The organism is Labrenzia sp. R5_0, assembly GCF_017743835.1.
In the GTDB taxonomy this organism is placed as follows: Bacteria; Pseudomonadota; Alphaproteobacteria; order Rhizobiales; family Stappiaceae; genus Roseibium; species Roseibium algicola.
Genome location: NZ_JAGHRK010000003.1, coordinates 957,793 through 977,995, shown reverse-complemented (window position 1 = coordinate 977,995; position 20,203 = coordinate 957,793). Strand labels below are relative to the sequence as shown.

Below are 20,203 nucleotides of genomic sequence, written 5' to 3'. Positions count from 1 at the left end.
TGGAAGGGGATGCCAAAAGAAAAGGCAACCGCCTTTGCAGCTACAAGCGCAGGCCGGTTGCCTTTTCTTTTGGCATCCCCTTCCAAAACGTCTCAAGTTTCAGGCAAACGGGCAGCGCACACCTCGACATGCCTTGCCGTTGGCGGTCTGCCCCCTAGTATTTTGCTCAGGTGTGGTTTTCGGGATGGACTGACATGGCGATGTGCTTTTTCCCCATTCACGGACGGCGACAGAAGGCCGGCGGATTGTTCCGGCTGGTTCCGGTGCTGCTCGGCCTTCTGGTTACAGCTGTTGTTGCAGGACCCGCATTCGCGGTCTGTCAACTGGTTGCTGACGCCCCCTACCGAGCACCCGGGCCGGACGAAATGCGTATCTGGCGCGCGTCACTTCAGGCAAATGAAGTCCAGATCCGCTACATCGGCCATTCCACCTTTGAACTTGAAACGCCCAAGGGTGTGCGGATCGCAACCGACTACAACGACAGTGTCCGCCCGCTTCTGCCGCCGGATGTAGCCACGATGAACGGGGCTCACAGCACGCATTACTCCATCAGCCCGGATCCGAACATCGAACATCTTCTGTACGGCTGGAACCCGAAGGGCGGGCCGCTGGACCATGACATCACTGTTGATGATGTCCGCATCCGCAATATCCAGACCAACATCCGTGGCTGGGACGGGGAAGAACGCCGGCTCGGCAATTCGATCTTCATCTTCGAGGTCGCCGACATGTGCATTGCGCATCTCGGCCACCTGCATCACCGGCTTACGCAGGAAGATCTCGTCCGCCTTGGTCAGATCGACGTCGTATTTGCGGCCATAGACAATTCCTCGACGCTTCGGCTGGACAGCCTGATGGACGTTCTGGAAAGCATCGGCCCTGCGATGGTCGTGCCGATGCACTTCCATTTTTCCGGAGCGCTTCAGGCCTTTGTCGGGCGAGCACAGGAGGCAGGGTATGACATCGTGCGGGCGCAAACGCCGGCCCTGATCGTCAGCCGTTCCAGCCTGCCAACGCGGAAAACCGCCTACATCATGATGCCGGGCGGCGCCTGACGGACGAAGGAAATCCCATAGCGAGACGAGAGGGTTGATGGCGGGCCGGAAGAGACTTCAGCCGCCATATCGCAGGAACACGACCTGGCTATCGCCTGCCTGGCGGCGGTCGAGCTCCTCGAAGCCTGCGGGAACATCGATGTGAGCTGAAGATCTCTCTTCAAGCACGCACAAGGCGCCCTTTTTCAGCCAGTCTCCGCCCGCTGCCGAAGCAAGGGCCTTTTCACCCAGCTTCTTGTCATAGGGAGGGTCGGCAAACACCAGATCGAAAGGCTCGATGGTGCCTGCACTGCCAAGGCGGGTAGCATCGCGCCGGAAGATCTTGGCAGCGCCATTGAGGCCCAGGGCCTCCATGTTCCGGCGAATGATGCCGCGCGCTTCCGTCCCTTCTTCAATGAAAGTGCAATGTCGGGCGCCCCGGCTGATCGCCTCGAAGCCCAGCGCGCCCGTGCCGGCAAAAAGATCCAGGACCCTTGCATCTTCAAGATCAACATCCAGGCCATGAGCCAGGATGTTGAAAATGGTTTCTCGCAATCGGTCGCTGGTCGGCCGTGTGTCGTGCGATTTCGGCGCGGCCAGAGCCGCGCCCTTGAAACGCCCGGCGACTATTCTCACGAACGATCTCCGCGACGCGGCGGACGTCCACCTTTCGGAGGCCCGCGCCGGTCGTCCTTGTCACGGCTGGAGCGGCGTTCCTGCTGCTTGTCTTCGACCACGCCTTCCTCGCCCCAGATGCGGCGCGGCGGCGGTGTGAAACGCTCTTCACCGAAATCCTTGCGTGGTTTCGGTTCGGACGTCAGGCGGAAACGGGAGCGCGGCGAGACTTTTACTTTTTCCTGGCGCGGCCCGGCATTCTTGCGCGGCCCCTGGCCGGATGCCTTCTTGCGATCTTCACGCTTTTCGTTGCGTTCAGTCTTGGCTGCGCGCTTGCGATCGGTCTCACTACGGCCTTCGCGCGCGGTCATCCAGCGACCCTGGCTGGCTTCACGCTTGCCGCCATCCCTGCCGCTACTTTCCCGGCCGCCACCTTCCCGGCCACCGCCACGCTTGGCGCCTGCGGACTTCTTTTCCGCTTCCGGCTTGGGGGCATGAAAGATCGGAGCGTCAAAATCCGCACCGGCTTCCTCGGCCAGCGTATCGCCCAACTGGTCACGCAAAACGCGGCCCCGGATTTCACGGACGTCGCCTTCCGGCAGATCCATCAGCTGGAACGGGCCATAGGACAGGCGGATCAGGCGGTTCACGGCAAGGCCGAGATGTTCCAGAACCCGCTTGACCTCACGGTTCTTGCCTTCGCGCAAGCCGACCGTCATCCAGACGTTGTTGCCTTGCTCCTTGTCGAGCGTCGCCTCGATCGCGCCGTAGAGCACGCCATCGATCGCGATACCGTCCTTCAATGTGTCGAGATCCGCCTGGGTCACCTTGCCGAAGGCGCGCACGCGGTAGCGGCGCAACCAGCCGGTGGCCGGCAATTCCAGAACGCGCGCCAGACCGCCATCATTGGTCAGGAGCAGCAAGCCTTCAGTGTTGATGTCGAGCCGGCCCACGGTCAGGACGCGCGGGAGATCATCGGGCAAGCGCTGGAACACCGTCGGACGGCCTTCCGGATCCTTGTTGGTCGTCACCAGACCCCGTGGCTTGTGGTAGAGCCAGAGCCGGGTGCGCTCGCGCATCGGCAACGGTTCCCCGTCCACCAGCACCTTGTCGTCTGCTGTCACTGTTACCGCAGGCGTGGTCAACAGCTTGCCGTTGAGCTCAACCCTGCCGTTTTCGATCCACACTTCCGCCTCTCGGCGAGAACACAGGCCTACGCGCGCCATGACCTTGGCAATGCGTTCGCCACGATCATTGGCTTCGTCTGCCAGCGGTGCAGTCGCCGGTCTCGGCGCCCGTTTTTCGAAGTCGCCCTTTTTGGGGCCGGCTTTCGATTTGTCGTTCGGTGCGGACCGGCGCTTTTCCGGTGCACGTTTATCGCGTCCCCGGCCTTTTGCGGGACCCGGGCGCTCGGAAGAGAATTTTCTTGTCGTCATGCGCGCGTCATAGCAGAGCTTGAGCCTTTCGGGAATCGCTTGTTTTCTGCATAAACCGCAGAGGCGCCGTGCTCCGGATGCATGGCAGCGGCCTGACGCCTCCGCTAAGCCCCTGTCCGGGGCTGACGACCGGCATAATAACGGGTAAACAGAACAAAGCCGACAGCCTCTCAAATCGAGGCTGAACCCTACACTTACGCTCCGACTCACCCTGCTCGATGCTTACCACTTCCGCCAATCAGACATCGTTCATGGATCTCGCGCTCGAAGAGGCCGAGAAAGCGGCGGCACGCGGTGAAGTGCCGGTCGGTGCGGTGCTCGTTCGCGATGGTGAAGTGATCGCTCGAGACGGGAACCGGACGCTGGAGCTCAACGACCCGACAGCTCACGCAGAAATTCTCGTGATCCGCTCCGCATGCGAACGGGCAGCTTCGCAACGCCTTCCGGACTGCGATCTCTACGTGACGCTCGAACCGTGTCCCATGTGTGCGGGAGCGATCTCCTTCGCGCGGGTCCGCCGGCTTTACTATGGCGCGGGAGATGAAAAGGGCGGCGCGGTCGATCATGGCACCCGCTTTTTCTGCCAGCCGACGTGTCATCACACACCGGATGTCTATTCCGGCATAGGCGCGACACGCGCGGCGGAGTTGCTCAGATCGTTCTTTCAGGCAAAGCGCTAAACGGTTTTCAAGTTAAATTGACCGGATTGCCCGTTGCTCAAAAGCAACAACATCAACCAATCGCTCATATCTGCTGATTTCACCTCTCCGGGAGGCTGAAACTGACATCTACGAACGGCATAATGTGCGTGGGGGTATTTCCGCACTTCATCGGAGTATCAAATGACTCGTAATGTTGTTCTCGGGGCAATTGCCGGTTTCTTCGCGGCCGCAAGTCCGGCGCTTTCGGCCGACCTGCCAGTGGCTCCGGAACCTGTCGACTATGTCCGGATCTGTGACGCCTACGGCGCGCGCTTCTATTACATTCCCGGCACCGAAACCTGCCTGCGCGTAGGCGGTCGTGTCCGGACCGAATTCCGCGTCCGCAACTTCGGCGAGGCCGAAAACGCCTGGGGCGACCGGGACACCGACGGTTACCAGTGGCGTTCGCGCGGGTATCTCTACCTTGATGCACGTACCGCGACCGAATTCGGCACACTGCGTGCCTTTATCGAATCCTACATCACGCTGACCAACGCATCGACTTCGACCACGCTGGACAAAGCCTATATCCAGTGGGGCGGCCTGCTGGCCGGTCACAACGGTTCGAACTTCGACTTCTTCACCGGATATGCCTTCAACGCGCAGATCGAAAGCTATTCCGATCGCAAGCTGAATCAGGTCGCCTATACGATGGCCTTCGGCAACGGCTTCAATGCGACTGTCGCGCTGGAAGACCGTTCGGGCCGCGAAGAGAATATCGCGTTCAACGGCACCAACCAGAGCTATGGCGGCACCCGCGCTCCGGACTTCGTCGCGGCACTGGGCGTCAACCAGGGCTGGGGCCAGGCCCAGATAATGGGTGCCCTGCACCAGGTCTATCCGAGCGCTGCCTACAACGGTCTTGCAGGCCGGACGGAAGACGAACTCGGCTGGGCAGCTGGTGCCGGCGTGACCGTGAACTTCGGTGGCTTTGCCAAGGGCGGTGCGGTCTCCCTGCAGGCCGTCTATACCGATGGCGCCAGCGGATACGGGTCCACGGGCTGGAACAGCCGCATCACCGATGCAGTCTGGAATGGCAGCAGCACCGAGACCACCAAGACGCTGAACATCTTTGGCGGCGTGACGCTCGGTGTAACCGACACCGTTCAGGTGAATGTCGAAGGCGGCTACCATGATGTGGACGGCGGCACCAGCGCCTATGACTTCACCCAGTGGGACGCGACCGCAAACGTGGTCTGGGAACCGGTCTCCGGCTTCCTGATGGGCCCGGAATTCCAGTATCGTGATGTCGACTACAGCCGCTCCTCCGGCCTGAACGACACCTACGAGCTCTACGGGACCTTCCGCCTGCAGCGCACATTCTGATGCCGTAACCCCGGCAAAGGAAAACCCCGGGCACGTCGCCCGGGGTTTTCTGTTTCAGGCGCAACACGGCAGATGGTTCAAGAGCCTTCGTGCCATTTCACCCAGGCGGCGAGAACGAAGTCCCACATCCCGTTTGACCACAGATTGCTGTGACCGCCACCTTCGACAATCACAAGCTGCCTGGGGTCTTTCGCAAATTCATAAAGACGCCTGCCGTGTTCCACCGGGATGACCCGGTCTTCCGTCCCGTGCACGATCAGGACCGGCGCGGCGATCTTGCCGACGCGATCCCGTGTCGCCATCGGGTCGCTCATCATGAGGCCCACCGGCAACCAGGGATACCTGTCCCAGGCCATGTCGATCAGCGCCGTATAGGGCGCTTCCAGCACCACAAGGTTCGTTTGCGGACGCTCTGCCGCCACTGCGGCCGCAACACCCGAGCCAAGACTTTCTCCATGGACGATGACCGGCGTGCCCGAAGCTGCCATCCGGTCGAAATGTTCAAGGCCGTCCGAAATCAACGCCTCTTCCGACGGGCTCCCCTCACTTCCGGCATATCCCCGGTAGCTGGGCGCATAGAGACCGAAACCGCTGTCCAGGATCTGCTTGAACCGCTTCCAGCGGGAGGAGACATTGGCTGAATTGCCGTGAAAATAGAGTACCGTGGGAGCGCCTTCAGCAGCAGGTGGCACGTGCCAGACGGACACCTTTGTACCGTCAGCCATCGCCGCTGTTTCAACGGTGACACCTGAGAGCCCCTTTTCATCCGGCGTACTCAACTCTCCGGTTGGAACGAATATGAAGCTGCGCTGGTTGAAATACATGTAACCGGCCGCCATGGCGTAGGCGATGCCGGCAATGACAACCACACGCGAGACGGCCTTCCAAAGCGTGCGCCCAGGTCTGCCGGTCTTGTTCAATGCCTGTTCCGCGCTGCCGGAGCCGGTTTGTGTCATCTGACTGTCTCCCATTGCTCCGACGTCTACGATCCGCATCGGGAGGTCGATCAGATTGCCGGGTTATTTGCGGCCGAACAGCTTCTCGATATCGCCGAGTTTCAGCTCCACCCAGGTTGGCCGGCCGTGATTACACTGTCCGGAAAGCGGCGTGGCTTCCATGTCGCGCAAGAGCGCATCCATTTCCTCGGGACGCATGCGCCTGCCTGCACGCACCGAACCGTGGCAGGCCATCGTGGCGGCAACATGGTCCAGCTTTTCCTTGAGACCTTCGGCAGTGTCCCATTCGGCAAGCTCGTCGGCCAGGTTCCGGACCATGCCCTGGATATCCATGTCGCCGAGGATAGCGGGGGTCTCCCTGACGGCGATGGCACCCGGGCCGAAGGCTTCCAGGGACAGGCCGACTTTTTCGAGATCCTCCGCGCGATCAGCCAGCCGGATTGCATCTTCTTCCGGCAACTCGACGATCTCGGGGATGAGCAGCATCTGGCGTGCGACATCCTTCTTGGCCAACGCTTCCTTCAGACGTTCGTAGACAAGGCGCTCGTGGGCGGCGTGCTGGTCAACGATGACGACACCGTCCTCGGTCTGGGCGATGATATAGGTTTCATGAACCTGCGCACGGGCGGCCCCCAGCGGAAGGCGGGTCTTTTCGGTTTCGACCGGGACGTCATTCGCGCGGGCATCCGCCGACGGTCTGGCAAAGTCGGCAAAACCGTTCTGCCGTTCGAAGGCCGGCTGTGCTGCTTCGGCAAAGCCTGTTGCGTGCGCTTCCTCCATCTGGAGCGGGCGAAACGCTTCCGGCGCCCAATGAGGCGCAGCAGACGTGCGGGTGTAGGAACCACCGCCATATCCGCCGGATCCTGTTGGAGAAGACGGTGTGTGACCCGGTTGAGAGAACCCCGCCGACTGTGCCCTGATGGCGTCCAGGGCAACGGCCGCGTTCGAGGTCGATGACCGGTGTCCGGACTGAACCAGTGCATGCTTGATGGCACCCACCAGAAGCCCGCGCACAAGCTGGCTGTCCCGGAAGCGCACATCGGCCTTGGCCGGGTGCACGTTGACATCGACCAATGCCGGGTCGAGATCGATGAACAGGACCACAACCGGATGCCGGTCACGGGCCAGCACATCGGCATAGGCTCCGCGCAATCCGGATAGCAGCAGCTTGTCCTTCACCGGGCGGCCGTTGACGAAGAAGAACTGGTTCTGCGCATTGCCACGGTGGTGTGTCGGCAAGCCTGCAAAACCGGTGAGACGCACGCCTTCCCGGGCAGCGTCGATTTCCATGGCGTTGTCGACAAAATCCTGGCCGAGAATCTGCGCGATCCGAGCAAGATGCGGTTCACCGCCGCGTGCTGCTGGCCAGCTCTGCGACTGCCGGTCGGCGCCACCGAGGGAAAAGCCGATCTCCGGATAGGCGAGCGCGATCCGCTTGACGATTTCGGTGATGGCGGCCGCTTCCGCACGATCCGATTTCAGGAATTTCAGCCGGGCAGGTGTCGCGAAGAAAAGGTCACGCACTTCAACCTGGGTGCCTTTTGTACGGGCTGCGGGCACAAGCGGCTGCTCCCTGCCGCCCTCGACGGCGATGGCCCAGGCGTGGTCCTCGTCCTTGTGACGGGTCTGGATCGCCAGCCGGGCGACGGAGCCGATGGACGGCAGCGCTTCACCGCGAAACCCGAGCGTGCGGATGTCGAACAGGTCGTCGTCGGAAATCTTGGAGGTGCAGTGCCGGCGGATTGCCAGTTGCAGATCCTCCTGGCGCATGCCCTCGCCGTCGTCGGCAACACGCATGAGCGTCTTGCCACCGGCGGCGGTAACGATCTCGACCTGTTTTGCCCCGGCGTCGACGGCGTTTTCCACCAACTCCTTGATCACGCTGGCGGGTCTTTCGATGACCTCGCCGGCCGCAATCTGGTTGATCACCTGTTCGCCAAGTTGCCTGACCTTCATGAAACTCCCTCTACTCGGTTTCGCACCGCGCCATGTTCCTATATGGTCCGCGCCGAGTTTGCGTCGATTCTTCAGCAAAGCTTATCAGACCTACCCAGATCCGAGTGACCCGCCATGACAGTTTCTGCACCGCTTCTTGTTGAGGGGCTCCGCACCCTCGCCCCGTCCTACAAGGGCATCCTGTGTGACGTGTGGGGCGTGCTGCACAACGGTGTATCGGCTTTTGAAGGCGCGCACAAAGCCCTCAAGGCCTTTCGCGAGGAAGCCGGTGGCAAGGTGGTCCTCATCACCAATGCCCCGCGCCCTGCAAAGCAGGTTGGCGAAATGCTGGCCGCTCTTGGTGTGCCGGACGGAACCTACGACGACATCGTCACCTCCGGCGACGTGACCCGCGAGGTCCTTGTGGCTCAGGGCAAAAAGACGCTCCTGCACATCGGTCCGCACCGGGACCAGCCGCTGTATCACGGCCTTGAAGCCACCTTCACCACCAATGACGAGGAAGCGGAAGGCATCAGCTGCACCGGGCTGGAAGACGACGAGGTCGAAACGCCCGACGATTACCGCGACCGGCTGCAGAAGCTGGCCGAACGCGGCCTGCCGATGATCTGCGCCAACCCCGACATCGTGGTGGAGCGCGGCGAGCGCCTGATCTGGTGCGCCGGTGCCCTTGCCCGTCTCTATGAAGATCTCGGCGGCGAAGTGGCCATTCTCGGCAAACCGCATGCCCCCATCTACGACGCAGCAATGAAGCGCCTCGCGACGCTGGCGGGCGAAGACGTCGCCAAGGAAGACGTCCTGGCCATCGGCGACGGTCTGCCGACCGATATCCGCGGTGCGGTGTCTCAGGATCTCGACGTTCTGTTCATCACCGCTGGCATCCATGCCTCCGACTTCGGTCCGAGCGACGCGCCGGACGAACATCTGATCCGCCGCCGTCTGGCCGAAGAAGGCCTGCGCGCACGTGCTGCCCTGCCGCGTCTTTGGTGGTAAGCGCGCGCAATATTGCTAGCGGGCTCATTTAACGTCCCGTATCGGGGCCATGCCCCTGCAAATAGGTCTGGACGTAATTTTCCACGTCCAGACCTTCGTGACCTGTCCCCAGACCCATCTCCTTCATGAAGCCCATGACGGCCAGCGGCGCGATGAGCGCAACGGCGAAGCTGACCGGATCGCCCGGCTTGAGCCGCCCGCTGCTCTGATGCTTTGCCAATGTGCGGGCTACGCCCTGCAGGTTTTTCAGCAGGAAGGGTGTCACCGCTCGCAGTTCAGGATGCTGGGGCACCTGCGCAAACAGCGTCAGGGCAAGCCCGCTGTGCTTGCGGTAGGTCTCCAGATAATTGCGCACGATTTCCAGAAGATCGGCCTTAACGTCTTCCCCCGGCAACATCTTGCCGAACGAGACGTCGGATAGCGTGTCGCCGATGGCGGCTTCGATCAAACCTGCCTTCGACCCGAAACGGCGAAACAGCGTGACTTCGTTCACCCCTGCCCTGTCCGCTATTTCCTTGGTGGTGGTTCCGCTGAACCCGCGCTCGCAAAACAGTGCAACTGTTGCGGAATAGATTTCTGAAACATCTACATTTCTAGGCACTTGGCCGCCAAACGCGCCGGGCGCGCCCTCAATTTTCCGGAAGACATTCCGTCGCACCTAATGCCAAACAGGATGCAAATGCAAGCAATCGCTTGCAATAAAATTGAACTGTCACTATTTGCAAGTTTGGACTTGCATTAAAAGAATTATGGTCGGCGGAGGTCTGCAGCCCGCCGAGCGAACATTGCCAGGAGAGCCGCCGTGTCGCTGTTGCAAAAAGCCCTGATCCTTCCCCCCGTGATCGCCGGTGCGGCAGTGCTGGTTTATGCGGTGAGCGGGCGCGAAGCACCCAAGCGCACCGACATCGGGGAAACAACGACGCTCGTGCGTGTCGTCACGGTCGAGCCTCAGGACTTCGTGCCGCGCGTAACCGGGTACGGGACGGTCGATCCGGCCCATACACTTGATGCCATCGCGCAGGTGTCCGGCCGGGTCACCTACATCAATCCGGATTTCAAACGCGGTGAATTCATCCCGGAAGGCAAGATTCTGGTGACACTCGCACCGGAAGACTACGAGCTGGAGATTGCCGAGGCGCAGAGCGATATCGCCAGTGCCGAGGTGGATATCGAAGAGCTGGCCGTTACCCTGGATACACAGAAACAATCCCTGGCGATTGCCAAATCGGTCCTCGACCTGGAACAGCGTGAGCTGGCCCGGCTGAAAACGCTGCAGGAGCGCAAGGTCGCGTCCGATCAGCTGGTCGAAAACCAGGAAGGCACGGTGCTTCAGCAAAAGTCGCGGGTTCAGGACCTTGAGAACGAGATTGCGCTCAACCCGGTGAAGCGCAAGGCACTGGAGCAGGTAAAGGCCAAGAACGAGGTTCGTCTGGAAACCGCAAAGCTGAACCTTGCCCGCACCACGATCCGTGTTCCCTTCGATGCCAGGGTTTCGAAGGTCAGTGTAGAGATCGACCAGTATGTCGGTGCCGGCAGCTCCATCGGTGAACTTGACGGCATCGACGCAGCCGACATCGACGTTCAGATCAGTCCTGGCAACATGGCCGGATTTGCCAATCTGGCCTTTCCCGGACAATTGGAAACGGAAGAAGGTGTCATCCGGGCACGGCATTCGCTTGACCGGCTGAAGGCCAAGGTAAGGGTCGGATCTGTCGGAGAGACCGCCGTCTGGGATGCGCACGTCAAGCGGGTCAGCGACACGGTGGATCCGGACACCCGCTCCATCGGACTGATCGTCAGCGTGGACAAGCCCTATGACACCATCCGGCCGGGAATAAAGCCGCCATTGGTCAAAGGCATGTTTACCGAGGTTGAGCTGTCCGCACCGCCGGTGGCCGATCAGATCGTGTTGCCGCGCAACGCGGTCCACAGTGGCAGGATCATGACTGTCTCGCCCGACAGCCGACTGGTCACGGTGCCGGTCGAAATCGCCTTCCGCTTCGATGATATCGTCGTTCTGGGAACGGATCTGCCAGCTGGAAGCAAGGTCATCGTCAGCGATGTGTCCCCGGTGATCGAAGGCATGTTGCTGAAGCCGGTCGAAGACGAAGCCGTGAAGGCAGGTTTGAAGCGAATGGCGAGCACGGATGCTCTCAACGGTGAGGAACAGCCATGATCCGCTACTTCGCCCAGCACCCAACCGCCGCCAATCTGTTGATGGCCGGTTTCATCATTCTCGGACTGCTCAACCTTCCGGGTCTTCTGCTGGAAACCTTTCCGCAGATCCCGATAAAACGGATTACCGTGACAGTCGCCTATCCCGGAGCAACCTCAGCCGATGTCGAACGCACCGTTTGCCGGCGCATCGAGGACGCGCTCGACGGGATCGAGAACATCGACGAACTCAAATGCGATTCCCGGGAAAACCTCGCACTTGCGACCGTCAAGATCATGGAAGGCAAGGACATCGACCAGCTGATGCTGGATATCGACCGCGAGATCAACGCGATCGATGATTTTCCCGAGGGCGTTGAAGACCCGATCATCGAAGAGGCGGGCCGACTGAGCGAGGCGACCTCCGTCGTCATCACCGGAATTGACGACAAGCCGCAGCTGAAGAACTACGCCGAAGCGGTGAAGGACCGCATGCTGAAGTTCGGCGGCATACCCCAGGTCGAGATTTCCGGCTTCTCTGACCGGCAGTTCCGCATCGAGGTGCGCGACGCCGCCGCGCGTGAAGTTGGGCTAACCCTCTCGGAAATCGCAAATACCCTCACCAGGCAGAATGTCAGCGCTCCCTCCGGAGAGATCACGACTGTAGGCGGCTCGATCCTGCTGCGTTTCGCCGACGAGCGCCTTGCGGCGGATGCCTATGCGTCGGTGATTGTCGCCTCTTCCCCGCAAGGCGGCCAGATCAAGCTGGGCGACATTGCCACGATCAGTGATCTCTTCGAGGACGAAGAGGTCGAAACCCGGCTGAACGGCAGGTTGGCCGCTGTTCTCGACATTTCCATGACCCGCAGTGACGACCTGATCAAGGTGGTGGAGCGGGTGCAGGAATTCGTCGACCAGGAACAGGCCCGAACTGCCCCAGGCATCACCCTGACCATCATCAACGACGGCTCGATCATCCTGAAGGATCGCCTGTGGATGCTGGTCAACAATTCTCTTCAGGGGCTGGCGCTTGTCGTTGCGGCCATGTGGATCTTCTTCGGCGGGCGACAGGCATTCTGGATCGGCATGGGCCTGCCGGTATCCTTTCTGGGCGCGCTCGCCGCAATGTCCATTCTGGGGCTGACGATCAACATGCTGTCGATGGTGGCCATGCTGATCGTGGTCGGCATCATGATGGACGACGCCATCGTGATTTCCGAAAACATCGCGACACGGCGCCAGAAAGGGCTCGGTCCCCTGGAGGCCGCCGTGCAGGGAACGCGGCAGGTCGCCCCGGGTGTGCTGTCTTCGTTTGCCACGACCACCGCCATTTTCGGTGCACTTGCTTTTATCGAGGGCGACCTTGGCGACCTGTTGCGCGTGATCCCGATGGTCATGTTGCTGGTTCTGGCCGTGTCGCTGGTCGAAGCTTTTCTGATTTTGCCCAACCACCTGTCCCATGGTGCTACGCGCGACACCCCGAACTGGGTAACCCGCAAGGCGGAAAGCGGTGTCGGTTGGGCGCGGGAGCATGTGATCGGTCCTTGTGCCACATGGTCTGTGCGGAACCGCTATTTCGTCATCGGTGCCTGCTTCATGCTTTTCCTGGCTTCGGTCTCGCTGCTGGCCGGCGGCGTCGTGAAATTCCAGGCCTTTCCGAACGTGGAAGGCGACCAGATCGAAGCGCGGATCGAATTGCCGGCAAGTGCGACGCTCGCCGACACGCGCAAGGTCGTGACAGAGGCAATCAGTGCGCTGGAACGCACCGATGCGGCGCTGTCGCCGCGCAATCCGGATGGAACATCCCTCCTCAAGAACATACTGGTGCGGTTCAACGAAAACAGCGATGCCGGCACCAGCGGAGCACATCTGGCGACCATCGACATTGATTTGCTGGACGGACCCCTTCGTGACGCAGGCAACCAGGAGATCCTGAAAGTCTGGCGCCAGGAACTGCCCGAAACGCTCGACGTCCGGCGCATCATTCTCACCGAATCCAGCATCGGTCCGGCGGGACGCGCCATCGAATTGCGCCTGGCCCACAATGACCTGCAATTGCTCGACCAGGCTTCTGAAGAGCTTCAGGCCTGGCTCAAGGGCTATGACGGCGTCTACAACATTTCCGACGATCTCAGCCTCGGAAAACCGGAACTGGCCCTGTCTCTCAAGGACGGAGCCGGGGCGGTAGGCCTTGATGCCAAGGCGATCGCCGACCAGCTGAGAGGGGCCTACAACGGCATTACCGCCGATGAGGTGCAAGTCGGTTCGGAAAGCTTCGAGGTCGATGTCCGCCTTGCCGGCAGCGACCGCAACAGCCTTGGCGATTTCGAACTCTTCACCGTGGAGACCCCTTCTGGTCACCGGGTGCCGCTCGGCTCCGTCGCCGACATCCGATCCGACCGCAGCTTCACGCGGATCAATCGTATTGACCGGGTACCGACCGTGACGGTCACCGGCGACGTTCTTCTCGGTGTTGCCAATGCCAACGAAGTCGTCAAGGACACGGAAACGAGATACCTGCCGCAACTCCTGGAAAAATACCCCGGATTGAGCACTTCGACCGAGGGGCAGAATGCAGAAGGCGCCAAGACGCAGGCGTCCATGGTCAAGGCACTCGGCACCGGCCTGATCTTCGTGTTCATCCTGCTGAGTTTCCAGTTCCGCAGCTACAGCGAACCGGTCGTGGTGATGACGCTCATCCCCATGGCGTTGATTGGCGCGGTCTGGGGGCACTTCCTGATGGGCATCGACTTTGCGATGCCAAGCATGCTGGGCTTCATTTCGCTAGCCGGGATCGTGGTCAACGATTCAATCCTGCTGGTCCAGTTCATCAAGGACGAGCACGAGCCATCGCTGGAAAGCGTTGCAGAGATCGCTCCACTGGGTGCCAAGGCCAGGTTCCGTGCGATCCTGCTGACGTCGGTGACCACAATCGTCGGTCTGCTGCCGCTGCTGTTCGAAACAAGCCCCCAGGCACAGGTATTGATCCCGCTGGTGACTTCGATCTCCTTCGGACTGATCGGCACGACACTCATGATCGTCTTCGTGGTTCCGGCGTTCTATACCATCCTCGACGATTTCGACCTGACCTCGCTCGCCCGGGAACGCAAGGCGCATCGGGAGAAGCTGGTGGCCGCCGAATAGATGCACCTCTCCGACTTCGTCGCTGCAGGGCTTTCCCTGCAGTCCAAGCCGTTGCCTTGTCCCGAACAAGGCCAATCCGACTGGAGACCAAACGGCATGGATCCCATGGCCAAGCCATGGGATGACGATGGAGAGAAAGTTCAGAACCAAAAAGGGCCCTCCAATGGAGAGCCCTTCGAAATCGTTTTTTTCAGTCCGGATCAGTCGAACAGCTTGTCGATATCCGCCTGTGCGCCGCCCAGAAGGGCATCGATATCATCCTGCGAAACACCTTCGCCTGAATGCTGCGGACCATGGAGGATCAGCTCGCGCTTGCGGCGCTCCGACTCTGTCTCGACGAGCGTCGCATCGAGATCTTCCGGAATACGCAGTTGTTCGATGAAGGAAGTCACACGCTCGTCGATGTAACGCAGTGTTGCGACCACCTTGGAAATTCTCTGGCCGGTAATATCCTGGAAGGTGCAAGCCTCGAAGATGCTGATCATCTTGTTGCTGACCAGCTCCTGATAGGCTTCCTGGTCGCTGGCGTCGGCGCCCATGATCTCTTCGGCCGCTTCCATGATGGTGTTGGTGGCTTCTTCCGTCGCCTCAACGATGGCGTCCAGTTCCCGTCCGGCGTCCGGGATCTTGCTGCCAGTCATGTCATTGGCGCGCAGTTGGGAGATTTCCTCCTTCATGCGCCTGATTTCCTTGGCGATGACGGTCAGTTCTTCCGTGACGGCCGGTTGTACGGTCGACAGAAAGTCGTGCATCGAACCCGACATGACTTCTGCAAGATGCATCACGTCGGTCAGGGAAACTTCACCTTGCCTGTTCTTGTTTTCCTGCAGGAAGTCTATGACTCGGGCAATGTTTTCCTGTTTCATACTGGCCACCAGGTCGAGCCTTTCCATTTTGAAAGCATCCTCCGAAGCGCGGATCCGGAAGTCTCAGGAACCGCTATAACTTTTCGGATGCAGCAAAGCTGACCCGGCCTGCCTGCCCAGCAAGACCGCGCCGATCCTGTACATCCGTCTGGCACTGGCGGAGGTGCGCCCCAACGCAGCTCCCCGCCAAGTGCAAGAAATCAATCGGAGAAGACCGCCTCGATCTTGCCTTTCAGCGTCTGAGCATTGAAAGGCTTCACGATGTAGTTGTTCACGCCGGCTTTCTTGGCGGCGATGACGTTTTCCGTCTTGGATTCAGCAGTCACCATGATGAAAGGCGTCTTGCTGAGGCTGCCGTCGGCACGAACCTGCTTCAGCAGCTCGTATCCGGTCATCGGCTCCATGTTCCAGTCGGAAATCACCAGGCCATAACGGCGCTGTTTCATTTTTTCCAAAGCTTCGGTGCCGTCCGCAGCATCGTCGATGTCTTCGAAACCGAGTTGCTTGAGCAGGTTCCGAATGATGCGAATCATCGTTTTGTAGTCATCGACCACGAGGACCGGCATCTGAAGATCAAGGGCCATTGTCTACTCCATACTGTCAATTTGCGCGGCCCCTGGCCGTGGGCCGGTGGAAACGCGTTATGACTTCGAAGGAGAGCGACACATTATTGTGTCCTCACCTCCCCACACTCAACGCAATCTACCCGCCGCCCCTGAAAAGACCGTTAATAACAGGCGCTTTTTTCTTCGCCCAAAGCACAATTGCCAGAAAACCTTGCACCGCCTAGCGTCCGCCTACTTCAAATCAAGACAAATCAGGGCGGAAACCGTAATGTTGGAACTGCAAAAACTCTGCTTCGAAGATCTTTCCGTGGGTATGAGCGAAGTACTCGTGAAGCATGTAAGTTCTTCCGACGTGGTCGGCTTTGCGGAAGTATCCGGTGACCGGAACCCGATTCATCTGTCCGAACATTTTGCCGCCCGCACGCCCTTCAAGACGAGAATCGCCCATGGCCTCTATACGGCCAGCCTGATCTCGGCCGTGCTCGGCACCCGCCTTCCCGGCCCCGGCGCGATCTATCTGTCGCAAACGCTCAATTTCAAGGCCCCGGTCAGGATCGGCGATGACGTCAAGGTGACTGTCACCGTCGAGGAACTGATGGAGCGCGGCAACCGTGCCCGCCTTTCCTGTATCTGCAGTGTCGACGACACCGTGGTTCTGGAAGGCGAGGCACTGGTGAAGGTTCCCGGCCGGGACGAGGATCAATCCGGTCTTTGACGGGCAGCGACTGCAAAGGCAAGTCTTCGGCACATCCCCATCTTGACCTTTGCTTTGCTTGACGGCAGGTTCCACGCCAAAGTCGGCAGGGCTGCTCCACCCGGAGCGCCTTGTTTGACGTGTTCCTGCAGGACGGGCCGGCACACCGGACCGTTGTGACGTATCGTTGCGCGAAGGTTTGCCGCATGAGCTCCACTGATCCCTCCAGCTTTCCGATCATCGAAAGCCTGGATGCCTTTCCGGCGGACCTGAAAGGCGGCATTGTTGCCATCGGCAACTTCGACGGCGTTCACAGGGGCCACCGTGCCGTGCTCGACGCCGCGCTCGGTCTTGGCCACGGCACGCATCATCCCGTCTATGCCATGAGCTTCGAGCCGCATCCGCGCACGGTCTTCAACCCGTCCAAACCCATTTTCCGTCTGACCCCGCCACAGCAGAAACTCGACCTGCTGCGCCTGTGCGGTCTCGACGGCGCGCTCATCCTTCCGTTCACCCGGGAGTTTGCCGGCATCGAAGCGAATGCCTTCGTTCAGGACATTCTCATCGACACGCTCGGCATCTCCCACGCGGTCACCGGTTATGACTTCCACTTCGGCCGGGCCAGACAGGGCACCCCAGACTATTTGCGTTCCGCCGGTGCCGATCACGGCTTCGGCGTGACCATCGTCCAGCGCGAGGAAGACGAAGGCGCTGAAGTCATTTCTTCCACCCGTATCCGCGACAGCCTCTCACGGGGGGATATCGCCCAGGCAAACGGTCTCCTTGGCTATCGCTGGTTCTTCGAGGCGGACGTGCGCCACGGAGACAAGCGCGGCCGCGACCTCGGCTATCCGACCGCCAACATGAGCCTTACCGAGGATTGCCCGCTGAAGCAGGGCATCTATGCGGTCAAGGTCCGTGTCGACGGGGCCTGGCATGACGGCGTCGCCAGCTATGGTCGCCGCCCGACCTTCGACAATGGCGCCGCACTGTTTGAAGTGTTCCTGTTCGACTTTGCTGGCGATCTCTACGGCAAGACGCTGCGCGTGCACCTGGTGTCCTATCTGCGCGGCGAGGAAAAATTCGACTCGGTCGAGGCACTGATTGCCCAGATGGACCGGGACAGCGAAGAAGCCCGCGCCGCGCTCGGCTCGCTACAGCCGCTTTCCGAACTCGACATGAAACTGCTCGATCTTTCCGCCTGAGCAGCCTTCAAAATATTTTCTCTTTTCTGACGAACTTGGCGTTTGCCGGCTTGCTCCGGGAGACGTTCAACTTCAAAAGGAATATGGATCGGCAATCCTGCTGCGGCCAGCGACCGCAGAGATTTTTGCCCGGCCCTTTCCTTGTTGCCGGTCCTTCTCCCAAGCGATTGCCCATCGCCGGAAAGTCGGCGAAATCCCTGTTCGCGTGTGGTTTTCAGTGATGAAGACGCTCCGGAGGTTGCAGCACGATGAAGCGTCAATCCATTTCCTCGCGTTCCGGGGATGTCGAGCAGAACCCGCTCATGGCGATTTTCCTGATGACGTCGGCCATGCTGCTGCTGCCGGTGATGGATATCACCGCAAAATATCTCTCCGCGGAGCTGCCGACGCTTGAAGTCACATTCGGCCGCTTTTTCTTTCAGCTTCTGATCAGCCTTGCCATTGCATTGGTCACCGGCCGACTCATGCACCTGAGGGGCAAGCAACCGGTCGTGAACTACCTGCGCGGCATTCTTCTGGGCACGGCATCGCTCTGTTTCTTCACTGCGGTGAAGTACATGTCGGTGGCGACCGCGATCTCGATCTTCTTTGTTGAGCCCATGGTCCTTACCATCCTGGCGGCAGTGCTTTTGAAGGAACAGGTCGGCCCGCGGCGGATCGGCGCCATTCTCGTTGGCCTGCTGGGGGCCATAATCGTGCTGCGGCCGACGCTGGCGGAGATTGGTCTCGTCAGCCTGCTGCCGGTCGCAACCGCCGTTCTGTTTTCCTTCTACCTGCTGCTCAACAGGCTCTACCCCGTTCGCGACGATCTTCTGACCATCCAGTTCAGCGCGGGCCTGTCCGGTTCACTGTTGCTTGGGACAGGTCTCGTGATCGGATATCTGACCGGGATCGAAGGCATGGAATTCGTCATGCCGGACGCACCCCAGTCCGGCTTGCTGGCCTTGATCGGGCTCATTTCCTTCGCCGGCCACGGTCTTGTCGTTTCCGCGTTTCAACGCGGCAGCGCCAGTATGCTGGCACCGCTGCAATATATCGAAATCGTCAGCGCCACCCTGTTCGGGTATCTGGTCTTTTCCAATTTTCCGGACGGACCGACATGGCTGGGCATTGCCCTGATCATCTCGAGCGGGCTCTACATCACCCACCGCGAGCGCAAGCTGCGGCAGGCGGCCTCAAGCTGATCCGGCAATCGCGCCGTCGAGGCGCTCACGTTTCGGATGTGCGGCGTGCAACTGCAGTCTGCGCAGCCCCAGCCAGACGAGCATCACCGGCAGGACGGGTGCGATCGGCATGCCGAGCCAGATCGCAAACGGGCTGGTGGATGCAGATAGGCCGATGATGATGAAGAGCGCTACTTTCTCGTAAGGCAAGAAGCCGTTTCTGAGGCCCTCGCGGATCAGGAAGGCACAAGGGATGATGATCAGCGTCAGGTCGTAGGAAAGGGCAAAGGGTGTGACCAGCAAGGTGCCGCCGACCAGGACCGGAGCCCGTACCGACATGGCGTCCGTCCGCCGCCAGACACGCCACACGCAAACGGCAGCAGCAAGGGCAAAGACCGCCTGCACCATCATCGCCGGCAGATGACCGAGCCCCAGCACCCTGCCTGCACCGTAAACCGAAATCATTTTGACCCATTCAACGCCGCCCAGCTCCATCATGGCGGAGGCAACCGGCGCCTGAATCCAGAAGGCCTGCCAGGTGCCAAAGCCGAGTACCGCAACGCCGAGCGCGGCGAACACCAGCGTCGAGACGGATGCACTCAGGAAGGTCCGCCAATTGAAGCTGGCAACAAGGGCCAGAGGAACCAGGATGCCCAACTGCGGCTTGATAGTCAGAAGACCCAGAGCGATGCCCGCCCACACCATCTGCCGCCGTTCGATCCCGACAAGAAAGAAACCGTAGAGCGCTGCGGTCAACGCTGCATTCTGGCCATGGAAAGCGTTGTTCGCGCAGGCCGGTACAAGGATCAGGCAGGCGGCCAGCAGCCAGTTGCCCGCAATCAGGCGGCAGGCCAGACACAACAGACCCGTGGTGATCCCGATAAAGACGGCAAACGCAATCTTGTAGGGCAGAAGCGCAAACGGCATCTGCAACATCAGGAACGTGGGAGGATAGAAGAAACCGAAGACGGTGTCTGTTCCGGTGTGCTGCTGCTGGAGGGCGGAAAACGCAGCGGGACTGTATGCCACTTCCGGCGTTCCGTTGAGAGCCTGGCCCCCTGCCATCCAGAAGCTGAGGTAATCCATCAGCAACGTGCCGTTGGGCGCGCCATAAGTATTGGGCACCACCAGCATCCACAACAGGCCCAGCGTGAAACCGATCGCCGAACACAGACATGCAAAGCCGATCCGGTCCCAGCTCAGCCAGTCGCCTGTCACGACACCGCGAGACCAGAGACTTGCCTTGTCTACGCCCGCCTGCGACCCATTTGCCGCCTGTTTCACCTGATTGGCCATTTTCTGCCGGTCTGTCCGTCGCTCACCCGTCTCAACCCGGGCCTATCCATGACCGAAAGACATTCATATTCGGTTACCCGAAGCCGATTTTCGGAAGTTGT

Annotated in this window: 17 protein-coding genes; 9 read left to right on the top strand and 8 right to left on the bottom strand. The window is 60.4% G+C overall.

Annotated elements, in window-relative coordinates:
* The first annotated feature begins 194 nt into the window (after positions 1-194).
* A complete protein-coding gene (locus J7447_RS19875) occupies positions 195-1,055 on the top strand; it encodes an MBL fold metallo-hydrolase (protein WP_209170646.1) in 861 nt (286 codons plus the stop codon).
* A gap of 57 nt (positions 1,056-1,112) precedes the next feature.
* On the opposite strand, the gene rsmD is transcribed toward J7447_RS19875, so the two are convergent.
* Together rsmD and J7447_RS19865 are read right to left on the bottom strand one after the other, a co-directional pair.
* Positions 1,113-1,670, bottom strand: a complete 558-nt coding sequence (gene rsmD, locus J7447_RS19870; RefSeq protein ID WP_209170645.1) for a 16S rRNA (guanine(966)-N(2))-methyltransferase RsmD — start codon at positions 1,668-1,670, stop codon at positions 1,113-1,115.
* A complete protein-coding gene (locus J7447_RS19865) occupies positions 1,667-3,085 on the bottom strand; it encodes a pseudouridine synthase (RefSeq protein ID WP_208997775.1) in 1,419 nt (472 codons plus the stop codon). Before J7447_RS19865 ends, rsmD begins: the two co-directional genes overlap by 4 nt.
* Before the next feature lie 218 nt (positions 3,086-3,303).
* Here J7447_RS19865 and J7447_RS19860 point away from each other — a divergent pair, with 218 nt between their 5' ends.
* Together J7447_RS19860 and J7447_RS19855 are read left to right on the top strand one after the other, a co-directional pair.
* Positions 3,304-3,765 carry a nucleoside deaminase gene (locus J7447_RS19860; RefSeq protein WP_286145704.1) on the top strand — a complete coding sequence of 154 codons (462 nt, stop codon included), beginning with the start codon at positions 3,304-3,306 and terminating at the stop codon, positions 3,763-3,765.
* A 162-nt stretch (positions 3,766-3,927) separates the two neighbouring features.
* Positions 3,928-5,112, top strand: coding sequence for a porin (locus J7447_RS19855; protein ID WP_055657792.1), 1,185 nt, complete (start codon positions 3,928-3,930; stop codon positions 5,110-5,112).
* A 77-nt stretch (positions 5,113-5,189) separates the two neighbouring features.
* Here the strand turns inward: J7447_RS19855 and J7447_RS19850 are convergent, their stop codons facing one another.
* On the bottom strand, positions 5,190-6,068 hold the full coding sequence (locus J7447_RS19850; RefSeq protein ID WP_209170644.1) for an alpha/beta hydrolase: 879 nt from the start codon (positions 6,066-6,068) through the stop codon (positions 5,190-5,192).
* A gap of 63 nt (positions 6,069-6,131) precedes the next feature.
* On the bottom strand, positions 6,132-8,024 hold the full coding sequence (mutL, locus tag J7447_RS19845; RefSeq protein ID WP_209170643.1) for a DNA mismatch repair endonuclease MutL: 1,893 nt from the start codon (positions 8,022-8,024) through the stop codon (positions 6,132-6,134).
* A gap of 114 nt (positions 8,025-8,138) precedes the next feature.
* On the opposite strand from mutL, the gene J7447_RS19840 reads away from it, so the two are divergent.
* Positions 8,139-9,014, top strand: a complete 876-nt coding sequence (locus tag J7447_RS19840) for a TIGR01459 family HAD-type hydrolase (RefSeq protein WP_023002052.1) — start codon at positions 8,139-8,141, stop codon at positions 9,012-9,014.
* Positions 9,015-9,042: 28 nt separating this feature from the next.
* Here J7447_RS19840 and J7447_RS19835 read toward each other — a convergent pair whose 3' ends face one another.
* Positions 9,043-9,615, bottom strand: a complete 573-nt coding sequence (locus J7447_RS19835) for a TetR/AcrR family transcriptional regulator (protein ID WP_158514211.1) — start codon at positions 9,613-9,615, stop codon at positions 9,043-9,045.
* A gap of 201 nt (positions 9,616-9,816) precedes the next feature.
* On the opposite strand from J7447_RS19835, the gene J7447_RS19830 reads away from it, so the two are divergent.
* Together J7447_RS19830 and J7447_RS19825 are read left to right on the top strand one after the other, a co-directional pair.
* The gene (locus J7447_RS19830; protein ID WP_209170642.1) at positions 9,817-11,190 is read left to right on the top strand and encodes a hypothetical protein; all 1,374 of its coding nucleotides are present in this window, start codon (positions 9,817-9,819) and stop codon (positions 11,188-11,190) included.
* Entirely contained in the window at positions 11,187-14,312 is a 3,126-nt protein-coding gene (locus tag J7447_RS19825) for an efflux RND transporter permease subunit (protein WP_209170641.1), read from the top strand. Before J7447_RS19830 ends, J7447_RS19825 begins: the two co-directional genes overlap by 4 nt.
* Before the next feature lie 200 nt (positions 14,313-14,512).
* Here J7447_RS19825 and J7447_RS19820 read toward each other — a convergent pair whose 3' ends face one another.
* Both J7447_RS19820 and J7447_RS19815 read right to left on the bottom strand, forming a co-directional pair.
* Entirely contained in the window at positions 14,513-15,205 is a 693-nt protein-coding gene (locus tag J7447_RS19820; RefSeq protein ID WP_023002056.1) for a protein phosphatase CheZ, read from the bottom strand.
* 173 nt (positions 15,206-15,378) lie between these two features.
* Positions 15,379-15,762, bottom strand: coding sequence for a response regulator (locus tag J7447_RS19815; protein WP_006935666.1), 384 nt, complete (start codon positions 15,760-15,762; stop codon positions 15,379-15,381).
* Positions 15,763-16,012: 250 nt separating this feature from the next.
* Between J7447_RS19815 and J7447_RS19810 the strand changes: the two genes are divergently transcribed.
* The 3 genes from J7447_RS19810 to J7447_RS19800 all read left to right on the top strand — a co-directional run bounded on the left by J7447_RS19810 (position 16,013) and on the right by J7447_RS19800 (position 18,827).
* Positions 16,013-16,459, top strand: coding sequence for a MaoC family dehydratase (locus J7447_RS19810; RefSeq protein WP_023002057.1), 447 nt, complete (start codon positions 16,013-16,015; stop codon positions 16,457-16,459).
* A 185-nt stretch (positions 16,460-16,644) separates the two neighbouring features.
* Positions 16,645-17,643, top strand: a complete 999-nt coding sequence (locus tag J7447_RS19805; protein WP_209170640.1) for a bifunctional riboflavin kinase/FAD synthetase — start codon at positions 16,645-16,647, stop codon at positions 17,641-17,643.
* Between the two features lie 248 nt (positions 17,644-17,891).
* The gene (locus tag J7447_RS19800; protein WP_209170639.1) at positions 17,892-18,827 is read left to right on the top strand and encodes a DMT family transporter; all 936 of its coding nucleotides are present in this window, start codon (positions 17,892-17,894) and stop codon (positions 18,825-18,827) included.
* Here the strand turns inward: J7447_RS19800 and J7447_RS19795 are convergent.
* Positions 18,819-20,102: a glycosyltransferase family 87 protein gene (locus tag J7447_RS19795; RefSeq protein ID WP_209170638.1), complete on the bottom strand. Its 1,284-nt coding sequence runs from the start codon at positions 20,100-20,102 to the stop codon at positions 18,819-18,821. The two genes, J7447_RS19800 and J7447_RS19795, sit on opposite strands and share 9 nt — an antisense overlap.
* Positions 20,103-20,203 lie beyond the last annotated feature (101 nt).

Bases quoted from the DNA above. Each gene is read 5' to 3' on its own strand.
- J7447_RS19875 (WP_209170646.1), top strand. From the start codon at position 195: ATGGCGATGTGCTTTTTCCCCATTCACGGACGGCGACAGAAGGCCGGC.
- J7447_RS19865 (WP_208997775.1), bottom strand. From the start codon at position 3,085: ATGACGACAAGAAAATTCTCTTCCGAGCGCCCGGGTCCCGCAAAAGGC.
- J7447_RS19860 (WP_286145704.1), top strand. From the start codon at position 3,304: ATGCTTACCACTTCCGCCAATCAGACATCGTTCATGGATCTCGCGCTC.
- J7447_RS19855 (WP_055657792.1), top strand. From the start codon at position 3,928: ATGACTCGTAATGTTGTTCTCGGGGCAATTGCCGGTTTCTTCGCGGCC.
- J7447_RS19850 (WP_209170644.1), bottom strand. From the start codon at position 6,068: ATGACACAAACCGGCTCCGGCAGCGCGGAACAGGCATTGAACAAGACC.
- mutL (WP_209170643.1), bottom strand. From the start codon at position 8,024: ATGAAGGTCAGGCAACTTGGCGAACAGGTGATCAACCAGATTGCGGCC.
- J7447_RS19840 (WP_023002052.1), top strand. From the start codon at position 8,139: ATGACAGTTTCTGCACCGCTTCTTGTTGAGGGGCTCCGCACCCTCGCC.
- J7447_RS19825 (WP_209170641.1), top strand. From the start codon at position 11,187: ATGATCCGCTACTTCGCCCAGCACCCAACCGCCGCCAATCTGTTGATG.
- J7447_RS19820 (WP_023002056.1), bottom strand. From the start codon at position 15,205: ATGGAAAGGCTCGACCTGGTGGCCAGTATGAAACAGGAAAACATTGCC.
- J7447_RS19815 (WP_006935666.1), bottom strand. From the start codon at position 15,762: ATGGCCCTTGATCTTCAGATGCCGGTCCTCGTGGTCGATGACTACAAA.
- J7447_RS19810 (WP_023002057.1), top strand. From the start codon at position 16,013: ATGTTGGAACTGCAAAAACTCTGCTTCGAAGATCTTTCCGTGGGTATG.
- J7447_RS19805 (WP_209170640.1), top strand. From the start codon at position 16,645: ATGAGCTCCACTGATCCCTCCAGCTTTCCGATCATCGAAAGCCTGGAT.
- J7447_RS19800 (WP_209170639.1), top strand. From the start codon at position 17,892: ATGAAGCGTCAATCCATTTCCTCGCGTTCCGGGGATGTCGAGCAGAAC.
- J7447_RS19795 (WP_209170638.1), bottom strand. From the start codon at position 20,102: ATGGCCAATCAGGTGAAACAGGCGGCAAATGGGTCGCAGGCGGGCGTA.